General features: G+C 60.6%; 20 protein-coding genes. 8 read left to right on the top strand and 12 right to left on the bottom strand.

The window, feature by feature from the left end; translation table 11 throughout:
• Position 1: 1 nt before the first annotated feature.
• The 6 genes from WNZ15_RS21570 to WNZ15_RS21545 all read right to left on the bottom strand — a co-directional run bounded on the left by WNZ15_RS21570 (position 2) and on the right by WNZ15_RS21545 (position 6756).
• A complete protein-coding gene (locus WNZ15_RS21570) occupies positions 2-1558 on the bottom strand; it encodes a HAMP domain-containing sensor histidine kinase (RefSeq protein ID WP_342895093.1) in 1557 nt (518 codons plus the stop codon).
• A gap of 477 nt (positions 1559-2035) precedes the next feature.
• On the bottom strand, positions 2036-2839 hold the full coding sequence (locus tag WNZ15_RS21565; RefSeq protein WP_342895092.1) for a response regulator transcription factor: 804 nt from the start codon (positions 2837-2839) through the stop codon (positions 2036-2038).
• Between the two features lie 296 nt (positions 2840-3135).
• Positions 3136-4482: a FliI/YscN family ATPase gene (locus WNZ15_RS21560; RefSeq protein WP_342895091.1), complete on the bottom strand. Its 1347-nt coding sequence runs from the start codon at positions 4480-4482 to the stop codon at positions 3136-3138.
• Positions 4451-5236 carry a hypothetical protein gene (locus tag WNZ15_RS21555; protein WP_342895090.1) on the bottom strand — a complete coding sequence of 262 codons (786 nt, stop codon included), beginning with the start codon at positions 5234-5236 and terminating at the stop codon, positions 4451-4453. Before WNZ15_RS21555 ends, WNZ15_RS21560 begins: the two co-directional genes overlap by 32 nt.
• On the bottom strand, positions 5233-5964 hold the full coding sequence (gene flgF, locus WNZ15_RS21550) for a flagellar basal-body rod protein FlgF (protein WP_342895089.1): 732 nt from the start codon (positions 5962-5964) through the stop codon (positions 5233-5235). Before flgF ends, WNZ15_RS21555 begins: the two co-directional genes overlap by 4 nt.
• Before the next feature lie 3 nt (positions 5965-5967).
• Entirely contained in the window at positions 5968-6756 is a 789-nt protein-coding gene (locus WNZ15_RS21545; RefSeq protein ID WP_342895088.1) for a DUF1217 domain-containing protein, read from the bottom strand.
• Positions 6757-6944: 188 nt separating this feature from the next.
• On the opposite strand from WNZ15_RS21545, the gene motA reads away from it, so the two are divergent.
• The 8 genes from motA (at position 6945) to WNZ15_RS21505 (ending at position 13286) form a co-directional block, all read left to right on the top strand.
• The gene (gene motA, locus WNZ15_RS21540) at positions 6945-7832 is read left to right on the top strand and encodes a flagellar motor stator protein MotA (protein ID WP_342895087.1); all 888 of its coding nucleotides are present in this window, start codon (positions 6945-6947) and stop codon (positions 7830-7832) included.
• 3 nt (positions 7833-7835) lie between these two features.
• Positions 7836-8795, top strand: a complete 960-nt coding sequence (locus tag WNZ15_RS21535; RefSeq protein WP_342895086.1) for a FliM/FliN family flagellar motor switch protein — start codon at positions 7836-7838, stop codon at positions 8793-8795.
• Positions 8776-9381, top strand: coding sequence for a hypothetical protein (locus tag WNZ15_RS21530; protein WP_342895085.1), 606 nt, complete (start codon positions 8776-8778; stop codon positions 9379-9381). Before WNZ15_RS21535 ends, WNZ15_RS21530 begins: the two co-directional genes overlap by 20 nt.
• A gap of 104 nt (positions 9382-9485) precedes the next feature.
• Complete coding sequence (gene fliN, locus WNZ15_RS21525; RefSeq protein WP_342895263.1) at positions 9486-9773, top strand: flagellar motor switch protein FliN; 288 nt, start codon at positions 9486-9488, stop codon at positions 9771-9773.
• A gap of 69 nt (positions 9774-9842) precedes the next feature.
• Positions 9843-10907, top strand: coding sequence for a flagellar motor switch protein FliG (locus WNZ15_RS21520; RefSeq protein ID WP_342895084.1), 1065 nt, complete (start codon positions 9843-9845; stop codon positions 10905-10907).
• 52 nt (positions 10908-10959) lie between these two features.
• Positions 10960-12033 (top strand): flagellar biosynthesis protein FlhB, encoded by a 1074-nt coding sequence (gene flhB / locus WNZ15_RS21515; RefSeq protein ID WP_342895083.1) that lies wholly within the window; start codon positions 10960-10962, stop codon positions 12031-12033.
• 25 nt (positions 12034-12058) lie between these two features.
• Positions 12059-12505 (top strand): hypothetical protein, encoded by a 447-nt coding sequence (locus WNZ15_RS21510; protein ID WP_342895082.1) that lies wholly within the window; start codon positions 12059-12061, stop codon positions 12503-12505.
• A gap of 523 nt (positions 12506-13028) precedes the next feature.
• Positions 13029-13286 carry a hypothetical protein gene (locus WNZ15_RS21505; RefSeq protein ID WP_342895081.1) on the top strand — a complete coding sequence of 86 codons (258 nt, stop codon included), beginning with the start codon at positions 13029-13031 and terminating at the stop codon, positions 13284-13286.
• 143 nt (positions 13287-13429) lie between these two features.
• Here WNZ15_RS21505 and WNZ15_RS21500 read toward each other — a convergent pair whose 3' ends face one another.
• The 6 genes from WNZ15_RS21500 to flhA form a co-directional block, all read right to left on the bottom strand.
• Positions 13430-13885 carry a hypothetical protein gene (locus WNZ15_RS21500; RefSeq protein ID WP_342895080.1) on the bottom strand — a complete coding sequence of 152 codons (456 nt, stop codon included), beginning with the start codon at positions 13883-13885 and terminating at the stop codon, positions 13430-13432.
• On the bottom strand, positions 13882-14346 hold the full coding sequence (locus WNZ15_RS21495) for a hypothetical protein (RefSeq protein WP_342895079.1): 465 nt from the start codon (positions 14344-14346) through the stop codon (positions 13882-13884). The genes WNZ15_RS21500 and WNZ15_RS21495 overlap by 4 nt, the downstream gene beginning before the upstream one ends.
• On the bottom strand, positions 14346-14777 hold the full coding sequence (locus WNZ15_RS21490) for a rod-binding protein (RefSeq protein WP_342895078.1): 432 nt from the start codon (positions 14775-14777) through the stop codon (positions 14346-14348). The genes WNZ15_RS21495 and WNZ15_RS21490 overlap by 1 nt, the downstream gene beginning before the upstream one ends.
• 142 nt (positions 14778-14919) lie before the next feature.
• Positions 14920-15300, bottom strand: coding sequence for a flagellar biosynthesis protein R (locus WNZ15_RS21485; RefSeq protein ID WP_342895077.1), 381 nt, complete (start codon positions 15298-15300; stop codon positions 14920-14922).
• 30 nt (positions 15301-15330) lie between these two features.
• Positions 15331-16107, bottom strand: a complete 777-nt coding sequence (gene fliR / locus WNZ15_RS21480; protein WP_342895076.1) for a flagellar biosynthesis protein FliR — start codon at positions 16105-16107, stop codon at positions 15331-15333.
• The gene (gene flhA, locus WNZ15_RS21475; protein WP_342895075.1) at positions 16104-18194 is read right to left on the bottom strand and encodes a flagellar biosynthesis protein FlhA; all 2091 of its coding nucleotides are present in this window, start codon (positions 18192-18194) and stop codon (positions 16104-16106) included. Before flhA ends, fliR begins: the two co-directional genes overlap by 4 nt.
• Positions 18195-18389: the final 195 nt, after the last annotated feature.

Genomic DNA, 18389 nt, shown 5'->3' with positions numbered 1-18389 from the left:
GTCAATGCACCTTCTGTCCGCGCTGCGTCGTTGTCTTCACGGGCACGATTGCCGGAAATTCGATGGTGAACTCGGTACCGGAACCGACTTTGGAGGAGACCGAAATGGTCCCGTTGAGAGCTTCCGTCACAAGCTGGTAGCAGATCGCCATGCCCAGTCCCGAGCCTCCTTTGCCGAATTTTGTCGTGAAGAAAGGCTCGAATACCTTCTTGAGATTCTTCTCGGGAATGCCAACGCCAAAGTCCTGGCACTTGAAGACGATCTTCTTCGTCGACGGAACCGCCAAACTCTCGTCCCTGGCTGCGACCATCCGCGAGGACAGTTTGATCACGCCTTCGGTGCGGTCCTCGTATCCGTGTTTGATGGCGTTTTCCACCAGATTGGACACAAGCTGACTGACCGCACCGGGATAGCTGTCGACGACTTCATCGGCATGCAGATCGAGTTCGACGGTAAAGGGTGTTTTCTTGAGTGTCGGCTGCAGAGTGGCGAGCGTTTCGCGGATGATATGGTCGAAATTGAACGATCGCTTCTTCTCACTTTGCCGATCGACGGCGACCTGACGAAAGTTGCCGACGAGATCCCGCGCCCGTCCGAGTGTCTTTTCGATGATACTTGCGGTATCCGATATGCGCTCGACCTCGTTTTCAAGCGCTTCCTTGCTCAAGCTCTGCTCTTCGAGTTCCTTGCCCAGGTAGCTGGTGGAATCCTTGATCGTGGTCGCCGCCATCAGGGCATTCCCGAGCGGAGTGTTCAGTTCATGCGAAACACCGGCGACAAGTGCGCCGAGGGCAGCCAGATTGTCCGCCTGAATAAGCTCTTCTTGCACCAGCTTCAGCTGATCCGTGCGATGGGCCACGAGGTCCTCGAGGTTGGTCTGGTATTCCTGAATTTTCTGCAAGTCCAGATGACGGCGCTGCACCATCGACTGAAGGCTCGCCGAGAGAATTCCGATTTCGTCCGCGCGTCCGGGCATCAACTCCGCCTTGGGAGGATCCTCGATCAGACGCGGCGTCGAGAGATATTCGACAATTGCGGACAGTGGACGGCCGATCAATCGCCTGAATACCATCCGGATCACGACGCCGAGAAGCAGCAGATAGATGATGATTGCGGTGACGATAAAACCGACCGTCGACACGATCTCGTAGGAGATCGTGTTCCGGTCGATCAGGATGAAAACCTGACCGATAGCGTTCTTCTGCAATATTGTGCTGGGAGAATTCAACGTGTAGCTGAGCGCTTCCGATGCGCGCGCGCCTGTGACGGGCTCGCCGAAATTGCCTGTGTCCGGAGTTTCGACCCAGACCTTTTCGACCACATCCAGGCTTTCCAGCCCGCGAATGAGTTGCAGCGTCGCGTCCGCATTCACTGTCCAGATCGCCCGTTCAAACGGTCGCTTCGTGGCTTGAAAGAATGCTTCGGTCACACGAATGGCCCGGGCATGGGACTCATCCCAGGTGAATTTTGCGAGAACGCCGATAAAGACGACGCCAAGCAAGGCAAACAGGCCGAGCGTGTAGAGTATAAAGGTCCGTGAAAGGCTCGAACGTCCCATTTCTCTGGGCGTATATGGCAACGACGCACTGCCGCTAAGACTCAAGACGTCCACCCCGATCCTAAGTGCCTGCTCGACCGTTCGGACAAGGCGACAACCGCCTTCCCCTGAACGGACAAGTATATCGCGAAAACCGCACCGATTGCGGACCGCGAATTGCCAATACCTGCTGCACAGACACGAAGCATGGCCCCACGCTTCGCCATCACATTCGCGCGGTGCACGCCACGCTCGACGGTCAAAGCTTTGCTACGATGCCATTGTGAGCAGGGTTTCTAAATTTTCCATAAAAATCAATTGTAAATAGAAACAAGTCCCCGCGCCATCTCGTGCCTGCCATTTACTGCACCCGGAGGTGCCCGGCCCACGCGACAGATCGCAGCCCTGCGGCGCCCGGCTCAGAGCGCGTTCTTCCGCAAGGCAGGCTTGCGCGGATTATGACCGCACAGCTGAGGCCGCGCGCCTGGCACGATGTGCTCAGGCGTGAACCACCGACAAGGTCGGTTTGCCGGAGACCCGCGCGTCGCCTGCCGTTTCAATCGCCTGCGATGTGCCGACGGACGCCTGAACCGGACGACGGGTGTCACCGATTTTCTGCTTCGAGGCGGATCCATCCTTGAGCATGTAGCCGATGTAGCGCGTCGATTCGATCGCATCAAAGCCGAGCTTCTTGCGCAATTTTTTCCGCAGCTTCGAAATGTGGCTTTCCACGACGCACTCATCGACACCGTCATTCATGACGCCGTAGACAGCATTGAAAATCTGCGTCTTGGTGACCCGGCGGCCCTTGTTTTTGACGAGGTGCTCGAGAATCCGGCGTTCCCGGCGCGGCAGTTCCATGACTTCGCCGCCGACCAGGGGGTCGCGGCCGTCATAGAAGACTTCAATCGCTCCTGTGCCGGCGGAATTGTTGCGCGACGTGATCCGGCGGCGGAAAGCGCCGACCCGGGCGATGATCTCCCGCACATGGACCGGTTTTCTCAAGACATCGTCCAGGCCTGCGGAAAACAGCTCAAGCGTGCTTTCCAGGTTTGCCGTGTCTTCGAGCGCAACGATCTGCGCCTCCGGACACCGCGTGCGGATCGACGTCACGAAGCTGCACCGCTCCGCACTTTCGCCGAGCAGGATGGCGTCGACCGCCCCCAGGTCCTGCGCGCTGGTAATCTCGAGCCAGTCAAGCAGCTCCAGCGGTTGCAGTTCCAGGGAAGCGTAGCCTTCCCGTTCGAATGCCGAGGCATAGCCTGCGGTCACTATCTCTCGTGAATCTACTATGATGAACATGTCAGCCCCTCGAAAATCCCAATAAAGAATTGGTAATTTTCCGGAGCCTTCAGGTCAACACTTCTGCCCTAATCAGGACACTATTTCGATTATCATGGTAGAATATCTTCTTACGGACACAATGTAATCTAAATAAAAACTCAATGACATTACGAACAAACTGAGAGAAAATTTTATTAAAATGAAAAATACCGCGAAGTTCTGCGTTTTTGACTAAGCCGTGACAAGGTATATACAAAAAACGCCGCTCGTTGAAGCGGCATTTTGACTTTTCTACTTTCAATTGGAGCTGTGGACTATCCGTCCGTCGCCAGAGCCTGCGCAAGATCCGCGAACGGATCTGTGGGCACCACCTGATCCGCCCGTTGTCGCAAAGCCTCATAGATCTTCGGCACAAGGCGGCAGGCCTTCTCCAGCTTTTCATCGCCGGTGGTCTGGAAACCGCCCATCAGACGCAGATCCTTCGTATCTTCATAGTGGGAAATCAGGCCCTTGATACGATGGATCAGCTCCTGCTGGTCCGGTGACCAGGCCCTGTCCGCGAGACGGGACGTGGACCTGAGCACGTTGACAGGCGGAAACCGGCCTGATTCCGCGATCTGCCGGTCGAGCACGATATGCCCGTCGAGCAGCCCGCGGATTGCGTCGGAAACCGGATCATTGTGATCGTCGCCATCGACAAGCACGGAGAAGATGCCGGTGATCGAGCCCTCGCCCGAGCTTCCCGGACCGGCCCGCTCTATCAGACGCGCAAGATCCGCAAAGACGCTGGGCGGATACCCGCGCGCGACAGGCGGCTCGCCGGCGGCCAGGGCGACATCGCGCGCGGCATGCGCGAACCTCGTGGCCGAATCCAGTATGAGCAGGACCTTGTGCCCCTGGCTCCTGAAAAATTCCGCGACGCTCATGGCGGTCTTGGGGGCAAGACGGCGCTGCATGGCGCTTTCGTCGCCGGTGGAGGCGACGACCACCGAATGCGCCAGCGTTTCGCCGAGAATGTCGTCGACGAATTCCCGGACCTCGCGGCCGCGCTCTCCCACGAGCCCGACCACCACGGTATCGAAATCCCCGAAACCGGCCAGCATGCCCAGCAAGGTGGATTTGCCGACCCCTGAACCGGCGAAAACGCCAACCCTCTGACCGACGCAGAGAGGCGTGAACAGATCGATTACGCGAACGCCGGTCTTCACGCCTTCGGAAATCTTGCTGCGGTTCATGGCCGGCGGAGGCGCCCTATCCAGAAGAAAGGCTTCAACGCCGTGACTGAGCGGACCCAGACTGTCAATCGGCTCACCGAGCGCGTTGATGATCCTGCCGCGCCAGCCCATGTCGGGATGAATCGCCAGCCCGCCCATGACGGAGGCAACACTGCCGATACCGATATCGGTCACCCGCTCCAGCGGCTTGACCACCACATCTCTCTGTTCCAGGCGGATGATTTCGCCCTGGCGGATCCCCGCGCGTCCCTCGAATTCGACCAGGTCTCCCAGGCACACGACGCGTGACAGACCCGATACCCGGATCGCCTCGGACGACACCTGGGTCACCCGGCCGCTCACCTTGACAGGTCCGACTTCCGTCTCCAGCGCCGCGAGCGACGCTGATATCTGGTCAAGAGCGTTCAGATGCGGAGCGTTCGGCATGGCGGACCTGGAGAGCCTTCAAGACATCGAGAGGAAGATGATTGGACTTGTGGGTGGCAAGACGGCTGAGACCGTCCTCACCGGGCATGACCGGAGACGGTGCTGTGGCAGTGCCCAGGAGGTCGGTATAGGAAACGGACGAGGCCAGCCCGTTGATCGGGTCGCTTCGGTCCGGTTCCACCTTGTCCGCGCTGTCCGGAGTTTGCAGGGCAAGGCTCACCGGCATGACCGGAGGCGGTGCCTTTGCAGCTGGCAGTCCGGTGGTTGCGACGGTCTCGCCGAGAAGGGCCTTCTGCTGAACAGGCTCCGGGCTTGCGTCCGGCCCGGCGCCGGGTTTGCGCGGTGGCACCGGGATCTCGGCCGCCTCCCCCGTTCCGGCGGCCGGAGTTGCCTGGGCAACCTGCATAGTTTGCAGACCGGCCGATGGGGGCGCATCGTTCAGACGGTCACCGACCTCGTTATAGGCCAGCATCGCGCCAAGGCCGACTGGACCGCCCAGGGCAAATCCGTAAAGTGCATTGCCGGTCTTTCTGGCGCCGTCGGAAATCTGGTCGTTGGTCACCGAACGGTAGAGCTCGGCCACACCCGGAATGTGCTGAAGCGGGTTGATGACGTCGATGAAATCCCCGAAACTGAACCCCGTCCGCCCGGCCTGTGCCGCCCCGGACCGCGCTGTTTCCGGCGCTCGTCCGCTCATGACGGCATTCAGGTCCAGCGGGCGCCCGACAGGCGCGGTTGGATCTACGGCCGTCATGATGTCGACCCCAGTTCGCGGATCGCCTTTTCCTGGCTTTCATTGCTGGTGTCGATCATTTTGGTCGCACTTTCGAACGCCCGCGAGATCATGATCATCTTGGTCATTTCACGGACCGGATTGATGTTCGCTCCTTCGACATAGCCCTGGCGGACACCGTTCCGGTCGAAAATCTGTACGGGTGTCACGGGCTTGTCGGGAATGACCGCGGAGTTGTCGGAGCGCACGAGCGTGGCGTCTTCGGGGATCAGAAACAGACCGACCTGTCCGACAACCCCGGCCTCGCCCTGGCTGACATCGCCGGACTGGGTGATCAGGGGGGGACCGGCATCCGGATCAAGAGCAATGGGCTGACCGCCCGCTCCCAGGATCTGCTGGCCGGTCAGGGTGCGCAATGTGCCATCCCCGGCGATCTGAAGCCGTCCGTCCCGTGTATAGGACAGCGTGCCGTTGATGTCGCGGATCGCGAACCAGGCATTGCCTTCGACCGCCAGATCGAGCGGATTGTCGGTTTTGGACAGGCCGCCGCCCTGACGCGAAATGTATTTCTCGCCGCCAGTGGCAAAACTCACCTTGTCCTGCCCCGCCTTGGAGACCAGTTCGGCGAACTTGACCTCGTCGGCCCGGTAGCCGGCCGTGTTCATGTTGGCGACGTTGCGGGCGACCGTGTCCAGACGGTTGGACAGGGCGACTTGCGCCGACAGCGCCACATAAAGAGCGGATTGCATGGATCAGACGCCTCCGAGACGCAGGTTCTGGATACTGGCGAGAAGTCCCTCGCCCATCTGGATGGTGCCGCTGCCGTTGTTGTAAAGACTGAGCGTCGGCGACGTTGCGCCCGCCGACCCGTTCGACAGGTCGTAGAGCGCGGAGAAACGGTTGAGGAACTCTGCCAGGTATTCCGGCTCGCCGAATTTGTCGAAGTCCAGGTTTTCCTCAAGATGGGCCGCCTGCTTGTCGATGTCGGCCAGGGCGAATGCCTGAGGCAGGCCGAGAGACGTATAGACCGCCTCGGCAAGAGCCGGGTCCGCGAGCACGTCATAGGCATTGGTGATGTCGGGTGCCCGGCGTTCGAAATAAAGCGCCAGCCGCACACCCTGGTTCTGTTCGCCTTCCCGCACTTCCAGCGTTTGCCGGTGAAACTTGTCGACGATCCCCTCCTGCGTCCGGGTGAAGGACGTCGTGGTCGTGCCGTACCGCTTGAAATTGAAGGTTTCGGCGAAGCTCTTGTACTTGGTGTCCGCAAGCTGGTTGGCGAAGGCGGAATTTTCGTCGACGCCTTCTTCCAGGACCTTGCGCATGAACGCCTTGGCGTAAATCATGTCCTCAAGGCCCATCGCTGTCATCGCATAGCGATAGATCTGGTCATCTCCCAGAAAGTCGTCGATGGACTCAATATTGCGGATGTTCTCGCGATAGTATTCGCTTTGACGCTCGACAGTCGGATCCGCCGCCACCGTGTCCAGCGAGCGCTCCATGTTGGTTCTCAATAGTTGAACCTGGGTCAAGGTATTGATCATGGTTCTAAATCCCCGTAGCGGGCCCGGATCCGGGCAGACGTTCGGGCAAACCATCTCTACCGGAGCTTACGCCAGGCTGACGGCATGAAGACGGTTTCCACCCTCTGCCCGGGTCAGCTTCGGGCAAGTCTCCACCGCTAGCGTCCTCCCGAACTGAATTGAACTCCACACCAGTTGGGAGCTGTTAGGTGACTATTCTTATCGGCCTGTTCATAGCGGGCGCGTCCCTTATCGGCGGCTTTGCCGCGCTCGGAGGCAAGGTCTCCGTTCTCTGGCAGCCCTGGGAGCTTGTCATTATCCTGGGCGTTGCCATCGGTGCCTTCATCGTCGCCAACCCGATGAAGGTGATCAAGGGCACCGTGCTCGCGGTTTCCGACGCCCTGCGCAACACGGTGCCCGACAAGCGGGAATACCTTGACGTGCTCGCGCTTCTTTACGGTCTGATGCGCGAACTGCGCGCCAAGGGCCGAAACCAGGTTGAACCGCATATCGAGGATCCGAACACATCGCCGATCTTCCAGAAATATCCGACGGTTCTGCGCAACGCCAACCTGACCACCTTCATCTGCGACTATTTCCGGCTGATCATTGTCGGCAATGCGCGGGCACATGAAATCGAGGCGCTGGTCGACGAGGAACTGCATACGATCCACCGCGATCAGATGAAACCGTTCCATGCCATGAGCAGTGTCGCCGACGCCCTGCCGGCCATCGGCATCATTGCCGCCGTGCTCGGCGTCATCAAGGCGATGGGCGCCATCGACCAGTCGCCGCAACTGCTCGGAAGCCTGATCGGCGCCGCCCTGGTCGGCACGTTCGTCGGCATCTTTTTCTCCTATTCGCTCTTCGGCCCGCTGGCGGCGAAGATCCGGAGCGTCCGCGAAAGCCGGCTCAGGACCTACATCGTCGTCAAGCAGACCCTGCTCGCCTTCATGAACGGGGCCGATCCCCAGATCGCCCTTGAACACGGCCGCAAGACCATTTCCGACTTCGACCGGCCGACCATCGACGAGGTCGAGAACGAAACCATGAGTGCCAGCACGGAACCCGTCCAGGACATGCAGGGAGCTGCCTAAGCCATGATCGAAGCAGCAACCGCCAGCTCCGCCAATTCCAGCTCCGAACGCGCGATGATCGCCGACCGCCTGCTGGATGCCGCCGGCATCTCCGTCGACCGTCTGCCGATGCTTCCGGTGGTGTTCGACCGCATGGCCCGGCTGATGGCCGATGCCATGCGCCAGAAATCCCCCTCGCCGTCCTACATCTCGGTGAGCTATGTGGAAAACAACCGCATCGGCGACGTTCTCGACGAGTTTGAATCCAACGCGCTTGTCGCCGTGCTCTATTCACCGGAGTGGGATGCGCGCGTGCTGGTCGGCTTCGACCGGGATTTCATCTTCACCCTTGTGGACGTGCTCTTCGGCGCCGATGGGACCGAACCACCCATCGACGACGAGCGCCCGTTCTCCAACATCGAGACCCGGATCGCCCGGACCATGTTCGAGGTCGCGTCCAAGGCGCTGGCCGAGAGCTTTGCCCCGATCGCGGAAACCACGCTGAAGATGGAACGCATCGAAAGCCGCATGGATTTCGCGGTTGTCGGCCGGCGCAACAATCCGGCTGTGGTTGCCCGGCTGCTTCAGCAGGCCATCGGCCGCGGGGGCGAGGTCTTCGTGGTGATGCCGCACTCCACGCTCAACCCGCTGCGCCAGCGGCTTTCCCAGGTCCTGTCCGGAGAGATGTCCGGCCGCGACAAGCAATGGACGCAGCACTTCCACAACGAGATCCAGCGCACCGAAGTCAAGCTGGAAGCAATCCTGGAAGAACGCGAAATGTCCCTCGGCGAGCTCTCCGACCTGAAGGTCGGACAGGTTATCGAGCTGCAGGCAACGGCGCGGTCTCCGGTCACTCTCTCCTGCAACGAACAGCCCGTGTTCACCTGCCAGCTCGGCCAGTTGAACGGCTCCTACACGTTGCAGATCGAGGAACTCATTCACGAGGAAGAAAAGGATCTGTTCGATGATCTCCGCAATCGTTGATGGCGTCCTGCTGCTTGCGCTGGTCGCGACCAGCATCCGGATGCTGACCATGCACCGGGAGCTGCGCCGGCTCGGCAGCTATCACGCTGATTACCAGCGCATTTTCGACCAGACATCTCTGGCGCTGGACGGCATCGAGGTGTCGATCCAGGAGATCAACGTCAAGAGTGCCCAGATCCTCAACGCGCTCGGCAGCCGCATGGATGACGCACGCGAGCTGATCGCCGAGATCGATGCCCTGACACGGGAAGCCAAGCGCCAGCAGGCGGTGCTCAAGTCGGAGCTGAAGGAACTCTCCAAGGCAACCGCCCTGATGGAGGCTCCAAGAAGTTTCACGCCTTCGCGGAACGACCTGGATCTCTTCGTCGAGGACACGGTGGCTGACCAGGCCGTCGCTGCGACCCTGCAGGCGGCCACGGCTGCCACCGCTGCCACGGGGACTGCGTCGACTGCCGGCGGCCGCAAACCGGCAACCATCCATCGCGGCCCGGTCGTGGAACAGCCGCCGGCGCGTGTGCACCGCATCGACACCCCGCTTCAAAGCCCGTTCCGCACCGTCTCCATGAACCAGAAGGACAAGATGTAATGAGCGACACCATCATCGAACACATCGAGGCTGAAAAAGGCGCCAAGGCCAAACCGGCCGACGCCACCAATTTCGCCAAGGTGGAGGCGCCCGACAAGGACAAGATGGCCGACACCATCGGCGACGACCGCAACCTGGACACCATCCTGGGCATTCCGGTCAACATTCAGGTGGTTCTGGGATCGGCGACGATGCTGGTCTCCAATCTTCTCAAACTCGGCCGGGGCGCGGTCATTCCGCTCAATCACCGGGTCGGCGAGCCGATCGACATCGTCGTCAACGGCCGGGTGATCGCGCGCGGCGAAGTCGTTGTCGTGGAAGACGACAATTCCCGTTTCGGCGTGTCGCTGACGGAAATCATCAGCGCCCAGACTGGTGCCCTGGAAATGTGACACCCGGAGCGGAAGGCTCGCTGAGCCCACCGTTTTCGACGAGGCTGTCTCCTGAGGATCAATGAAAGAATGACCAGCACCGCCAACGCTGCCGCCGCGACCGCCGCGTCCCTGGCCAGACCGCCCGCCCCGCCTGTCAGACGTCTCACCGGCGTCCAGCGTGTGGCCGCCCTGCTCCTGTCGCTGGGCAAGACCAGCTCGCAGAAGCTGTTGCGCCACTTCGACCAGGAGGAGATCCGCCTGATCACCGTCACCGCAGCCCAGCTCGGTACGGTGGCCTCGGAGGAACTCGACAAGCTGGCGGAGGAGTTCATCGACCAGTTTTCCCACGGCACGACCCTTTACGGGTCCGCCAACGAAGTGGAAAAACTGCTGGAAGGCGTGCTGCCGGACGAAGAGCTCGCCGACATCATGTCGGATGTGCTCGGCAATTCCAACCGGTCCATCTGGGACCGGCTGACAACCGTGTCGGAAACCGTGTTCGCCAATTATCTTCTGAAGGAACACCCGCAGACCGCGGCCCTGATCCTGACCAAGATAAAGCCGAGCGCAGCCGCCAAGGTGCTTGGCCAGATCAATGTGAACACGCGCAACGCGCTTGTCCGGCGCATGTTGTCGATCAAGGCGGTGGTGCCGGAAATCATGCGCGATGTGGAAAAGACCATGCACGAGGATTTCATGCTCAACCTGTCCGGCACGCTGGAAGCCGACAGTCACGCCCGCATGGCCGACATCCTCAACAAGATGGATCGCGAACACATGGAAGACGCGCTGGACAACCTCAACGAGGTCCGGCCGAAGACCGCGGAACTGCTCAAGGGCCTGCTGTTCACCTTCGACGACATCACCAATCTCAATGCCCGCACCCGCATGGCGATCTTCGACCAGATCCCGACGGACCGGATCGTCATGGCCCTGAAGGGCACCGACGCCCAGTTCCGGGAGGTGATCCTGTCCTCGCTGACCTCACGTGCGCGGCGCATTGCCGAACACGAGCTTGCGGCGGCGGAACCTGCAGCGCAGCGCGATGTCCTGGACGCCCGCAGCGCGATCACCAACCTGGCCCTGGAAATGGCCGGGCGCGGCGAAATCGAGCTCAATCCGAAGCAGGACGACGGGGCATTCTTTGCCTGACGGCACCTGCAGTCGGATTGGAACGCACTAAGCCGGAGCCACACACAGGCAGATGTCGGACGAAGACAAGGACTCAAAAACAGAGGAACCTACCGAGAAGAAGATCAGCGACGCCCAGGAAAAGGGCAACACGCCGGTATCACGGGAAGCCCCCGTTCTGGCAACCTTTGTCGCGACCCTTCTGATCGGCAGTTTCGTCCTCACCGCCGCGTCGCGTAAGCTCCTTGAAAAGCTGACGCATCTTCTCGACCTGTCAGGAGAGGTGACCCTTGCAAACAGCGCCGATGCCCTGCTGCTCACACATGCGGTTTCCGTCGAGGTGCTTGTCTTCCTGGCACCCATCGTCGCGTTGCTCGCTGCGGCCGGTCTCGCCTCCGCCTTCCTGCAAAACGCTCCGCGTATCGTCCTTCACCGGATCAAGCCGGACTTTTCCAAGCTCTCGCTCGCCAAGGGCTGGAACCGGATCTTCGGCGCACAGGGTCTTGTGGAGTTCCTCAAGGCTGTATTCAAATTTTCCACGGTCAGCGCCATCGTTTATGGCCAGTTCCGGGCAAATGAAGCGGAACTGATCAACGCCATGTTCACGGACCCCAGTGCCCTGCCCGAAGCCATCCTGCAGATCTCCATGAAGCTGATCGCGGGCGTGTGCATCGTCACCATCCTGCTCGTTACCGTCGACATCCTGTGGTCGCGCGCCCACTGGCGCAAGAACCTGCGCATGAGCCAGCAGGAGATCAAGGACGAGCACAAGCAGATGGAGGGCGACCCGATCGTCAAGGCGCGCCAGCGTTCCCTGGCCCGCGACCGCGCCCGCAACCGCATGATCGCCGGGGTGCCCCAGGCCACTCTCGTGATCGCCAATCCGACCCACTTCGCGGTGGCGCTCAGATATGACGGCGACCAGAGCCCCGCCCCGATTGTCGTCGCCAAGGGGCAGGACCTGATTGCCCTCAAAATACGGGAGATCGCGGAAAGCAACAATATTCCGGTGATCGAGGACCGCCAGCTCGCCCGTTCTCTCTTCGCCGCGACAGAAGTCGAAAGAATGATCCCTCCGGAATTCTTCCGGGCGGTTGCGGAAATCATCTGTTACGTGTACTCACGCCAAACCAAGACTGCGATGTGAGTTGATCTATTTGGAGGTGCGGAGAATGCACGAGCGGCCGGAAGGTAAAAGCACCATGCAGTCGCCGCTGGAAAGCGACCGGCAACGCCAGGAAGCAATCGCCTCCGCCCTCACCGATTTCATCGAGGATCTGAAGCTCGTCGATGTCGTTGATTTCGTGGCCTACATCCGCACCGACCAGCACGGCAATATCGAGGAACTGATCAAGACGTCGGCCGAGCTGTTCTTCAAGGACGGCTCCCTGCGCTACTCCATGGCCGCCCAGGCGGAGGTGGAATGGGACGAGACCCCGAAGATCTCGCTTGATCTGGAATTCTTCAACAAGGGCGTCTGGATCTATTTCACCGCGGTACTGGCCTGGCCCGACAACGCGGTCAACGTCTCCTATGTCGAGGCCCCCGACGCCGGCGGCGACAGGGTCCGGGAGACGGAGATGCTGCTCGAGGCATTGAAGGATGCGCGGCTGAGGTAGGCATTGGGCCGGCTTTCCTGGCCTTGGCGTCACGCCGGCCGCTGAGGACCTGCAGTCGCTCGGGCCGCCGGTCACAACAGGTCTTCCGCCTCAGTCCTCACACAGTTTCCCGGTCCGCGCCTTGCAGGAACGCTGACGGACAACCTCGCGATGAACCCACTGGGTAGACTCCGTATTGGACATGGTCAGGAAAACGCCCTTACAGGTCGCGTTGGCGACCGACCGGCCGGTATCGGTGTTGTAGAAGCTCTCCCGCTTCAGTTTCTCGCACCGGTTCCCGGGCGAAGCTGAAGCCTCCGGTGCCGGCGTCCCGGTCGACTGACAGCCTGCAACCGCAAGCACACACAGCAGCGGCAATATCATTGTTTGCATTTGACGAGGCAAGTCACTCTCCTGAAGGGCTGAAAACGACCAACCGTTTCCTGGCAGGATACCGACAGGATTCAGGATTTGTCGTGCTAGAAACATCCGCTAGGCACGTTAGCGCCAGAATGACGTTTTCAAAACGATGGAACCTGCAAGAATGAAAAAAATCCCCATCCCGGAGGATCCGGCCCTCATGGTGACGGCAATGGTCGCCTATGCCGGCATCGCCAAGCGCCTGCATGTAGAGCTTTCAAACCACGCTCGCATGACAGGCGTGGACCTCGAAGCCATCAAGGCAGATCTGATTTATGAGGCAAAGAAGGCGGTGCCTCACGGGGATTTCGCAAAAAACGAAATCGGTGTCTACAACACGATGTTTCAAGCAATAAACACGATCTTTGATCCTGAAAAATGAACCCGGATCTCACAGTCTCCGACCAGGTCCTGTGAGACTTCCAGCTCTCAGGACATGGGCGGAACTGGCCGGCTTTTTTTGAACGAGCGCCGGCACTTCCGGGACGGCAGGGCCAGATCGCCGGCCAGGACCGCACGCTGCAGCTAGTGCGTGATCACGTCGTCCTTGTTGAAATAATTGAACTCCTCCACCAGGACTTCGTTGACGACCGCCTGTCCCAGGCGGTTGTTGGTGGATTGTTTCAGGCGTTTGGTGAAGGCCTTGAGATCGTAGCGTTCAAGGCTGCCAAAATCGAGAGTTTCGTCCGAATAGAGCACCCGGAAAGCCTCGTCGACAAGGAAGGGGTGCGGCGGCACCGGCAGCCGGCGCAACGTGTCTCCATCGGCGGTGAACACCATCTTGATGACCACATATCCCTGGAGAATGCCGTCGGACAGGATGGGCACGTTGACCGGGTTGACCGATTCGTAATCGAGCCCGACAAAGGAGGGTTCCACCTCGCCGACCCGCTTCTGTCCTGCAATGAACTGCGCGGTGCCGTAGCCGGAAACCAGCATGGTTGCGGACAACCACAGGCCGGAGGCCAGCAACTTGATCATCGCGCCGGCTCCGGAAACGGCGCCTGGTAGGTTCCGTCGCTGTCAAAATCGATCATCGTCCGGGACATCATCTGCACCACTTCCGAAACCGCGTTCATGTGCATGTGCAGAAGTCCGACGTTTTCCTCCAGTGCCGCCTTGAACGCGGCCAGCTCCTGCCGGAGATCGTCGGAAAAGGCGCCCGGGGGCACCAGCGAGCGGGCCCTTGTCAGGTCAAGAAGCGCCTGGCTCTTGCCGTATTCGAACGCCTTGAGATCGGTCGTCGGATTGGACCGGAGCGCCCGTGTCTCGTCACGCACCGCCCTGATGGCGCGCCGGACCGCGACGGTCAACGGCGTCGACCGGACCGGGTCCGGCCGATCGGCCTGCACGACGATTTCCGTCGAGACCTGCGTGGTTTCCGTCACACCGCTGTTCGGGGTGTCAGACTTCGGGGTGTCAGTCTCCTGGCGTGCGTTCATTATGCTTTTACTCCGTGCTCAAGCGAATCCGAGATCATGTCGGCAAAGCCGACGCCGCCACTTGCGGCAAGCTGGGTGGCGACCTGTTCAGCCAGCATGGATTTCCAGATTTCCCCGGAAGCGCCCTTGCCGAACACCATTTCGGCGTCGTCCGGCAGCATGGTCTCCACGAACTGGGTGAGGATCATCGCCTCGAACTTCTCGCCCGGCGACCTGGAGGCTGATCCGCCCAAGGCCGTCGATCCTGCCGCACGAAAACCATTTCCGTCCGGGGAAACCCGGCTGGAAGCGCCTTTGAAGGCAAGCGCGAAGCCATCGCCGGAACCGCCGGCGGCGATCGACCGGAGGCGGCTGGTGGCCTCTCTGAGGCCGACCGGATCGGCTGCCTTGGAGACTTCCAGAATAAGGTCTGACGGTGGCGTGATCGCCATGACAAGCTCCTTGCAAATACGTCTGGTGCAAACAGGATCCGGCAAGTGACAGGTGGGAACGCAATCGGGCTTTGCCGGACCCTGTTTGCACTCGAACATCTACCGCACCCAGCTTGCGGGAGGCTTGCGCACCGACGCGCATTCAGCCGTACCGGCGTTCCAGGAGATCCAGGAGATCGCGTTCCTCTTCGGCGCGCATTTCCTCGCCGCGCATCTTCGACAGGCGTTCGGCCATCAGTTTCAGCATCAGGCGCTGGCGGTCATATTCCGAATTGACCTTGGCACGGGCCTCGCTGAGGCGTGACATTTCCTCGATGATCCTGCGCAGACGCTCCGCCGCGTTGGCAATGAAGCGGTCGTGCTGGGCCAGGTCCCCGTTGGAAAGGGCCAGCAGGATGCGCCGCTCCTTTTCGTTGAGCTGGTAGACCTGGGCATCGAGCTTTTGCAGAAGCCAGGAGGAGAACAGGAAGATTTGCTTCTGCATGCGGAACAAACGTTCGATATCCTGACTGTTTCGTGCCATCGAACCGGAGCCTTTCAAGGTCAGTTTGAACTAACCCAGCTGGAGCCATTGGAAGTAGCCGTCGAGGAAGATCATGATAGCTTCCGCGATGACTAGATAAAGGAAGTAGAGACCGCCGGCGATCACGAACGGCATCGAGATGAAATAGACCGGAATTTGCGGGGTCAGCTTGTTGACCAGCCCGACCGCCATGTTGACCACCACCGTGTAGACGATGAACGGACTGCACACACGCAAGGCCAGAATGAAGGTTCGGCCCATCTGTTCAGCGAACTGCTCCAGACTGGTCACCGCTGCGAGCGGTTGCCCGGGAAGGATCGCCTCATAGGACGCCACCAGGCCACGCAGGATTTCCCAGTGCTGATTGGTAATGAACACCATCGCGGTCGCCGTCACCGTGAACAGGTTGGCGACCGGCGGCAGGGAATCCGTACCGTCGATGGGCATGCCCGGCATGTTGGAAAGACCGATCGCCATGGAGACCAGTGTCGTCAACGTCTCCAGGGCAGCCAGAAAGATCCGGCCGAGAAAGCCGATAAAGGCACCCGTCAGCAGTTCCGTACCGATGAACCAGGCGACCGTGCCCAGACGCTCGTCGGGCAGTGCTGCCTGTATGCCGGACGCGAGCAGCGGTGACAGGGCCAGCGAAACGGACACTGCCACGAACAGACGCACGCGCATCGGTATCCGGTTGCTGCCGAAACCGGGAATGATCATCAGACAGGCGCCGATCCGGCAGAACAGCAGGAACACCGCCAGCAGCATCGAGGCGCCGAAAGTGCCGAAGGAGAGCCCGCCGGAAATCACGAAACACTTCCGAGCGCGACAACATCGACACCTCTGGCGATCTCCAGATGCGACAGCACCGGCAGCGTCGGGAACATCCTTTCCACGATCATGCGCACGTAAGGCCGGGCGTCCGGCGCGGCAACGATGGTGAACCGGCTGCCGTCCTTCATGTGTTTCTTCACCGCATCGGACATCTGCGTGCCGAATTCCTCCACCAGTTGCGGTTCGATATCGAACTCGATCACGTCCCCCTTGCCGTCCCGCTTCAGCGCGTTGTGGAAAGCCAGGTCCCAGCGGTTGCCCAGCCGGAGCACATGAAGCGGCCCGCCTTCGGACAGATCACCGCAGATCTGCTGGGCAATGCGCATGCGCACGTGTTCAACCACCTGCTCCGACCGGCGGACATGGGGCACGATCTCTGCGACAGCTTCCAGGATCAGGTTCAGGTTGCGGATGGACACCCGCTCGGCCAGCAGCAACTTGAGTACCGCCTGCAGTCCGGAGAAGGACGTGTGCGCCGGGCAGATGTCGTCCAGAAGCTTCTGATACTCCGGATCGAGCCGGTCCAGCAGCTTGCGCATGTCCTTGTAGGAGAGCAGTTGCGGCAGGTTGTTGCGGATCACTTCGCTCAGATGCGTCAGAATGACGGTGATGTTCTCCGCCGGCATCAGGCCGCTGCGCGTCAACTCGTCCTTGTAGGCCTGCGGCACCCAGTAGGCAGGCATGCCAAATGCCGGTTCCCGGGTCTCGTCGGCCGGCACCGGCAGGGGTGCGTCGGAATTCGGAATGACCAGAAGCTCGCCGACCTTCAGCAGTTGCGACGTGATGATGGTTCCGTGGATCCGGATCTGGTAGCTCTTGGGATCGAGGATCAGGCTGTCGGTGACCCGGATGTCCGGGACGACGAAGCCATATTGCTCGGCGAACTTGCGCCGCATCTTGGCGACCCGCCGGGCCAGTTCGCCGGTTCTTGTCATCAGTTCGGCTGACAGCTGCTTGCCGAGCACGAGTTCGACCTCGGCGGATTTCAGCGTTTCCTTGACCGAATCCTTTTCCTCCAGCTTCGCCTGCTCATCGGCGGCCCGCTGTTTTTCCACCGCAACCTTCTTCTGCGCCGCCAACCGCCTGGGAATGGTATAGCCGATGAAGCCCATCAGTCCTGCCAGCAGCATGAAGGGCATCAGGGGCAGCCCCGGCATCAGCGCGAAAACAGCCATCAGCACCGCGGCCACGAACAGTGCCCTTGGATACCCGCCGAGCTGTCCGAGAACAGCCTTGTCCGTCGAACCTCTCGTCCCCCCCTTGGACACCAGCAAGCCGGCGGCCAGCGACACGATCAGCGCCGGGATCTGGGAGACCAGACCGTCGCCGACGGAAAGCTTGGTGAAGACGTCGGCGGCGCTGGAGACACTCATGTCGTAGCGCGTGACGCCGATGATGATACCGCCGAGGATGTTGACGGCGGTGATGATCAGGCCGGCAATGGCATCGCCGCGCACGAATTTCGACGCCCCGTCCATCGCGCCGAAGAAGGAACTCTCCTCCTCCAGTTCCTTGCGCCGCTGCTGGGCGGCCTTCTCGTCGATGAGACCGGCGGACAGGTCCGCGTCGATGGCCATCTGCTTGCCGGGAATGGAATCCAGGGTGAACCGCGCGCCGACCTCCGCGATGCGGGTCGCACCCTTGGTGATCACCAGGAAGTTCACCGTGATCAAAATCGCGAACACGATCAGTCCGATGACGAAGTCACCGCTCATCACGAATTGCGAGAAGCCGTTGATGACATAGCCGGCCGCATTCAGCCCTTCATGGCCATTGGCCAGAATGACGCGCGTTGTGGCGATGTTGAGGGACAGCCTCAGCATGGTGGCAATCAGGAGGATTGTCGGAAAAGACGAGAAATCCAGCGGTTTCTGGATCCACAACGCCACCATGAGGATCAGGACGGAAAGGGCGATCGACATGGCAAGGCCAATGTCGATCAGAAATGCCGGTATCGGCAGGAACAGGACCGCGAGAATGACAATGATACCGAGAGCGAAGGCAATGTCCCGGCGGCTGTCCGGAACGCCGTCCGCCCCCGGCGAAATGGAAGTGTCTGTCATGCCGTCCCTCTGCTGCGTGTCTGCTGACAGGCAACCTCGCGCCTGAAGCTTGCGCGAGGCTTTTTGGACGTCGGAAAATCACGGAAGCGAATGAAAAAACGGACCGGGTCGGGCTCCGTGGAACTCCTGCAGAGCTCCGCGTATCAAGCGCGATGCAGGCCTGCCGCAACCTGCGGAGCCGCAAGAGCCGATCGC

The sequence above is a fragment of the Roseibium sp. AS2 genome (assembly GCF_038900065.1).
Lineage (GTDB): Bacteria > Pseudomonadota > Alphaproteobacteria > Rhizobiales > Stappiaceae > Roseibium.
This window is presented reverse-complemented; position numbering and strand designations above follow the sequence as displayed.

What these genes read in the sequence shown, in the direction of transcription:
- WNZ15_RS21545 (WP_342895088.1), bottom strand. Translation starts at nt 6,756, where the DNA reads ATGATCAATACCTTGACCCAGGTTCAACTATTGAGAACCAACATGGAG.
- flhA (WP_342895075.1), bottom strand. Translation starts at nt 18,194, where the DNA reads ATGACAGACACTTCCATTTCGCCGGGGGCGGACGGCGTTCCGGACAGC.
- WNZ15_RS21565 (WP_342895092.1), bottom strand. Translation starts at nt 2,839, where the DNA reads ATGTTCATCATAGTAGATTCACGAGAGATAGTGACCGCAGGCTATGCC.
- WNZ15_RS21520 (WP_342895084.1), top strand. Translation starts at nt 9,843, where the DNA reads ATGACCAGCACCGCCAACGCTGCCGCCGCGACCGCCGCGTCCCTGGCC.
- WNZ15_RS21510 (WP_342895082.1), top strand. Translation starts at nt 12,059, where the DNA reads ATGCACGAGCGGCCGGAAGGTAAAAGCACCATGCAGTCGCCGCTGGAA.
- flhB (WP_342895083.1), top strand. Translation starts at nt 10,960, where the DNA reads ATGTCGGACGAAGACAAGGACTCAAAAACAGAGGAACCTACCGAGAAG.
- WNZ15_RS21530 (WP_342895085.1), top strand. Translation starts at nt 8,776, where the DNA reads ATGATCTCCGCAATCGTTGATGGCGTCCTGCTGCTTGCGCTGGTCGCG.
- WNZ15_RS21560 (WP_342895091.1), bottom strand. Translation starts at nt 4,482, where the DNA reads ATGCCGAACGCTCCGCATCTGAACGCTCTTGACCAGATATCAGCGTCG.
- WNZ15_RS21485 (WP_342895077.1), bottom strand. Translation starts at nt 15,300, where the DNA reads ATGGCACGAAACAGTCAGGATATCGAACGTTTGTTCCGCATGCAGAAG.
- fliN (WP_342895263.1), top strand. Translation starts at nt 9,486, where the DNA reads ATGGCCGACACCATCGGCGACGACCGCAACCTGGACACCATCCTGGGC.
- WNZ15_RS21500 (WP_342895080.1), bottom strand. Translation starts at nt 13,885, where the DNA reads ATGATCAAGTTGCTGGCCTCCGGCCTGTGGTTGTCCGCAACCATGCTG.
- WNZ15_RS21555 (WP_342895090.1), bottom strand. Translation starts at nt 5,236, where the DNA reads ATGACGGCCGTAGATCCAACCGCGCCTGTCGGGCGCCCGCTGGACCTG.
- flgF (WP_342895089.1), bottom strand. Translation starts at nt 5,964, where the DNA reads ATGCAATCCGCTCTTTATGTGGCGCTGTCGGCGCAAGTCGCCCTGTCC.
- WNZ15_RS21505 (WP_342895081.1), top strand. Translation starts at nt 13,029, where the DNA reads ATGAAAAAAATCCCCATCCCGGAGGATCCGGCCCTCATGGTGACGGCA.
- WNZ15_RS21535 (WP_342895086.1), top strand. Translation starts at nt 7,836, where the DNA reads ATGATCGAAGCAGCAACCGCCAGCTCCGCCAATTCCAGCTCCGAACGC.
- WNZ15_RS21570 (WP_342895093.1), bottom strand. Translation starts at nt 1,558, where the DNA reads ATGGGACGTTCGAGCCTTTCACGGACCTTTATACTCTACACGCTCGGC.
- WNZ15_RS21490 (WP_342895078.1), bottom strand. Translation starts at nt 14,777, where the DNA reads ATGGCGATCACGCCACCGTCAGACCTTATTCTGGAAGTCTCCAAGGCA.
- WNZ15_RS21495 (WP_342895079.1), bottom strand. Translation starts at nt 14,346, where the DNA reads ATGAACGCACGCCAGGAGACTGACACCCCGAAGTCTGACACCCCGAAC.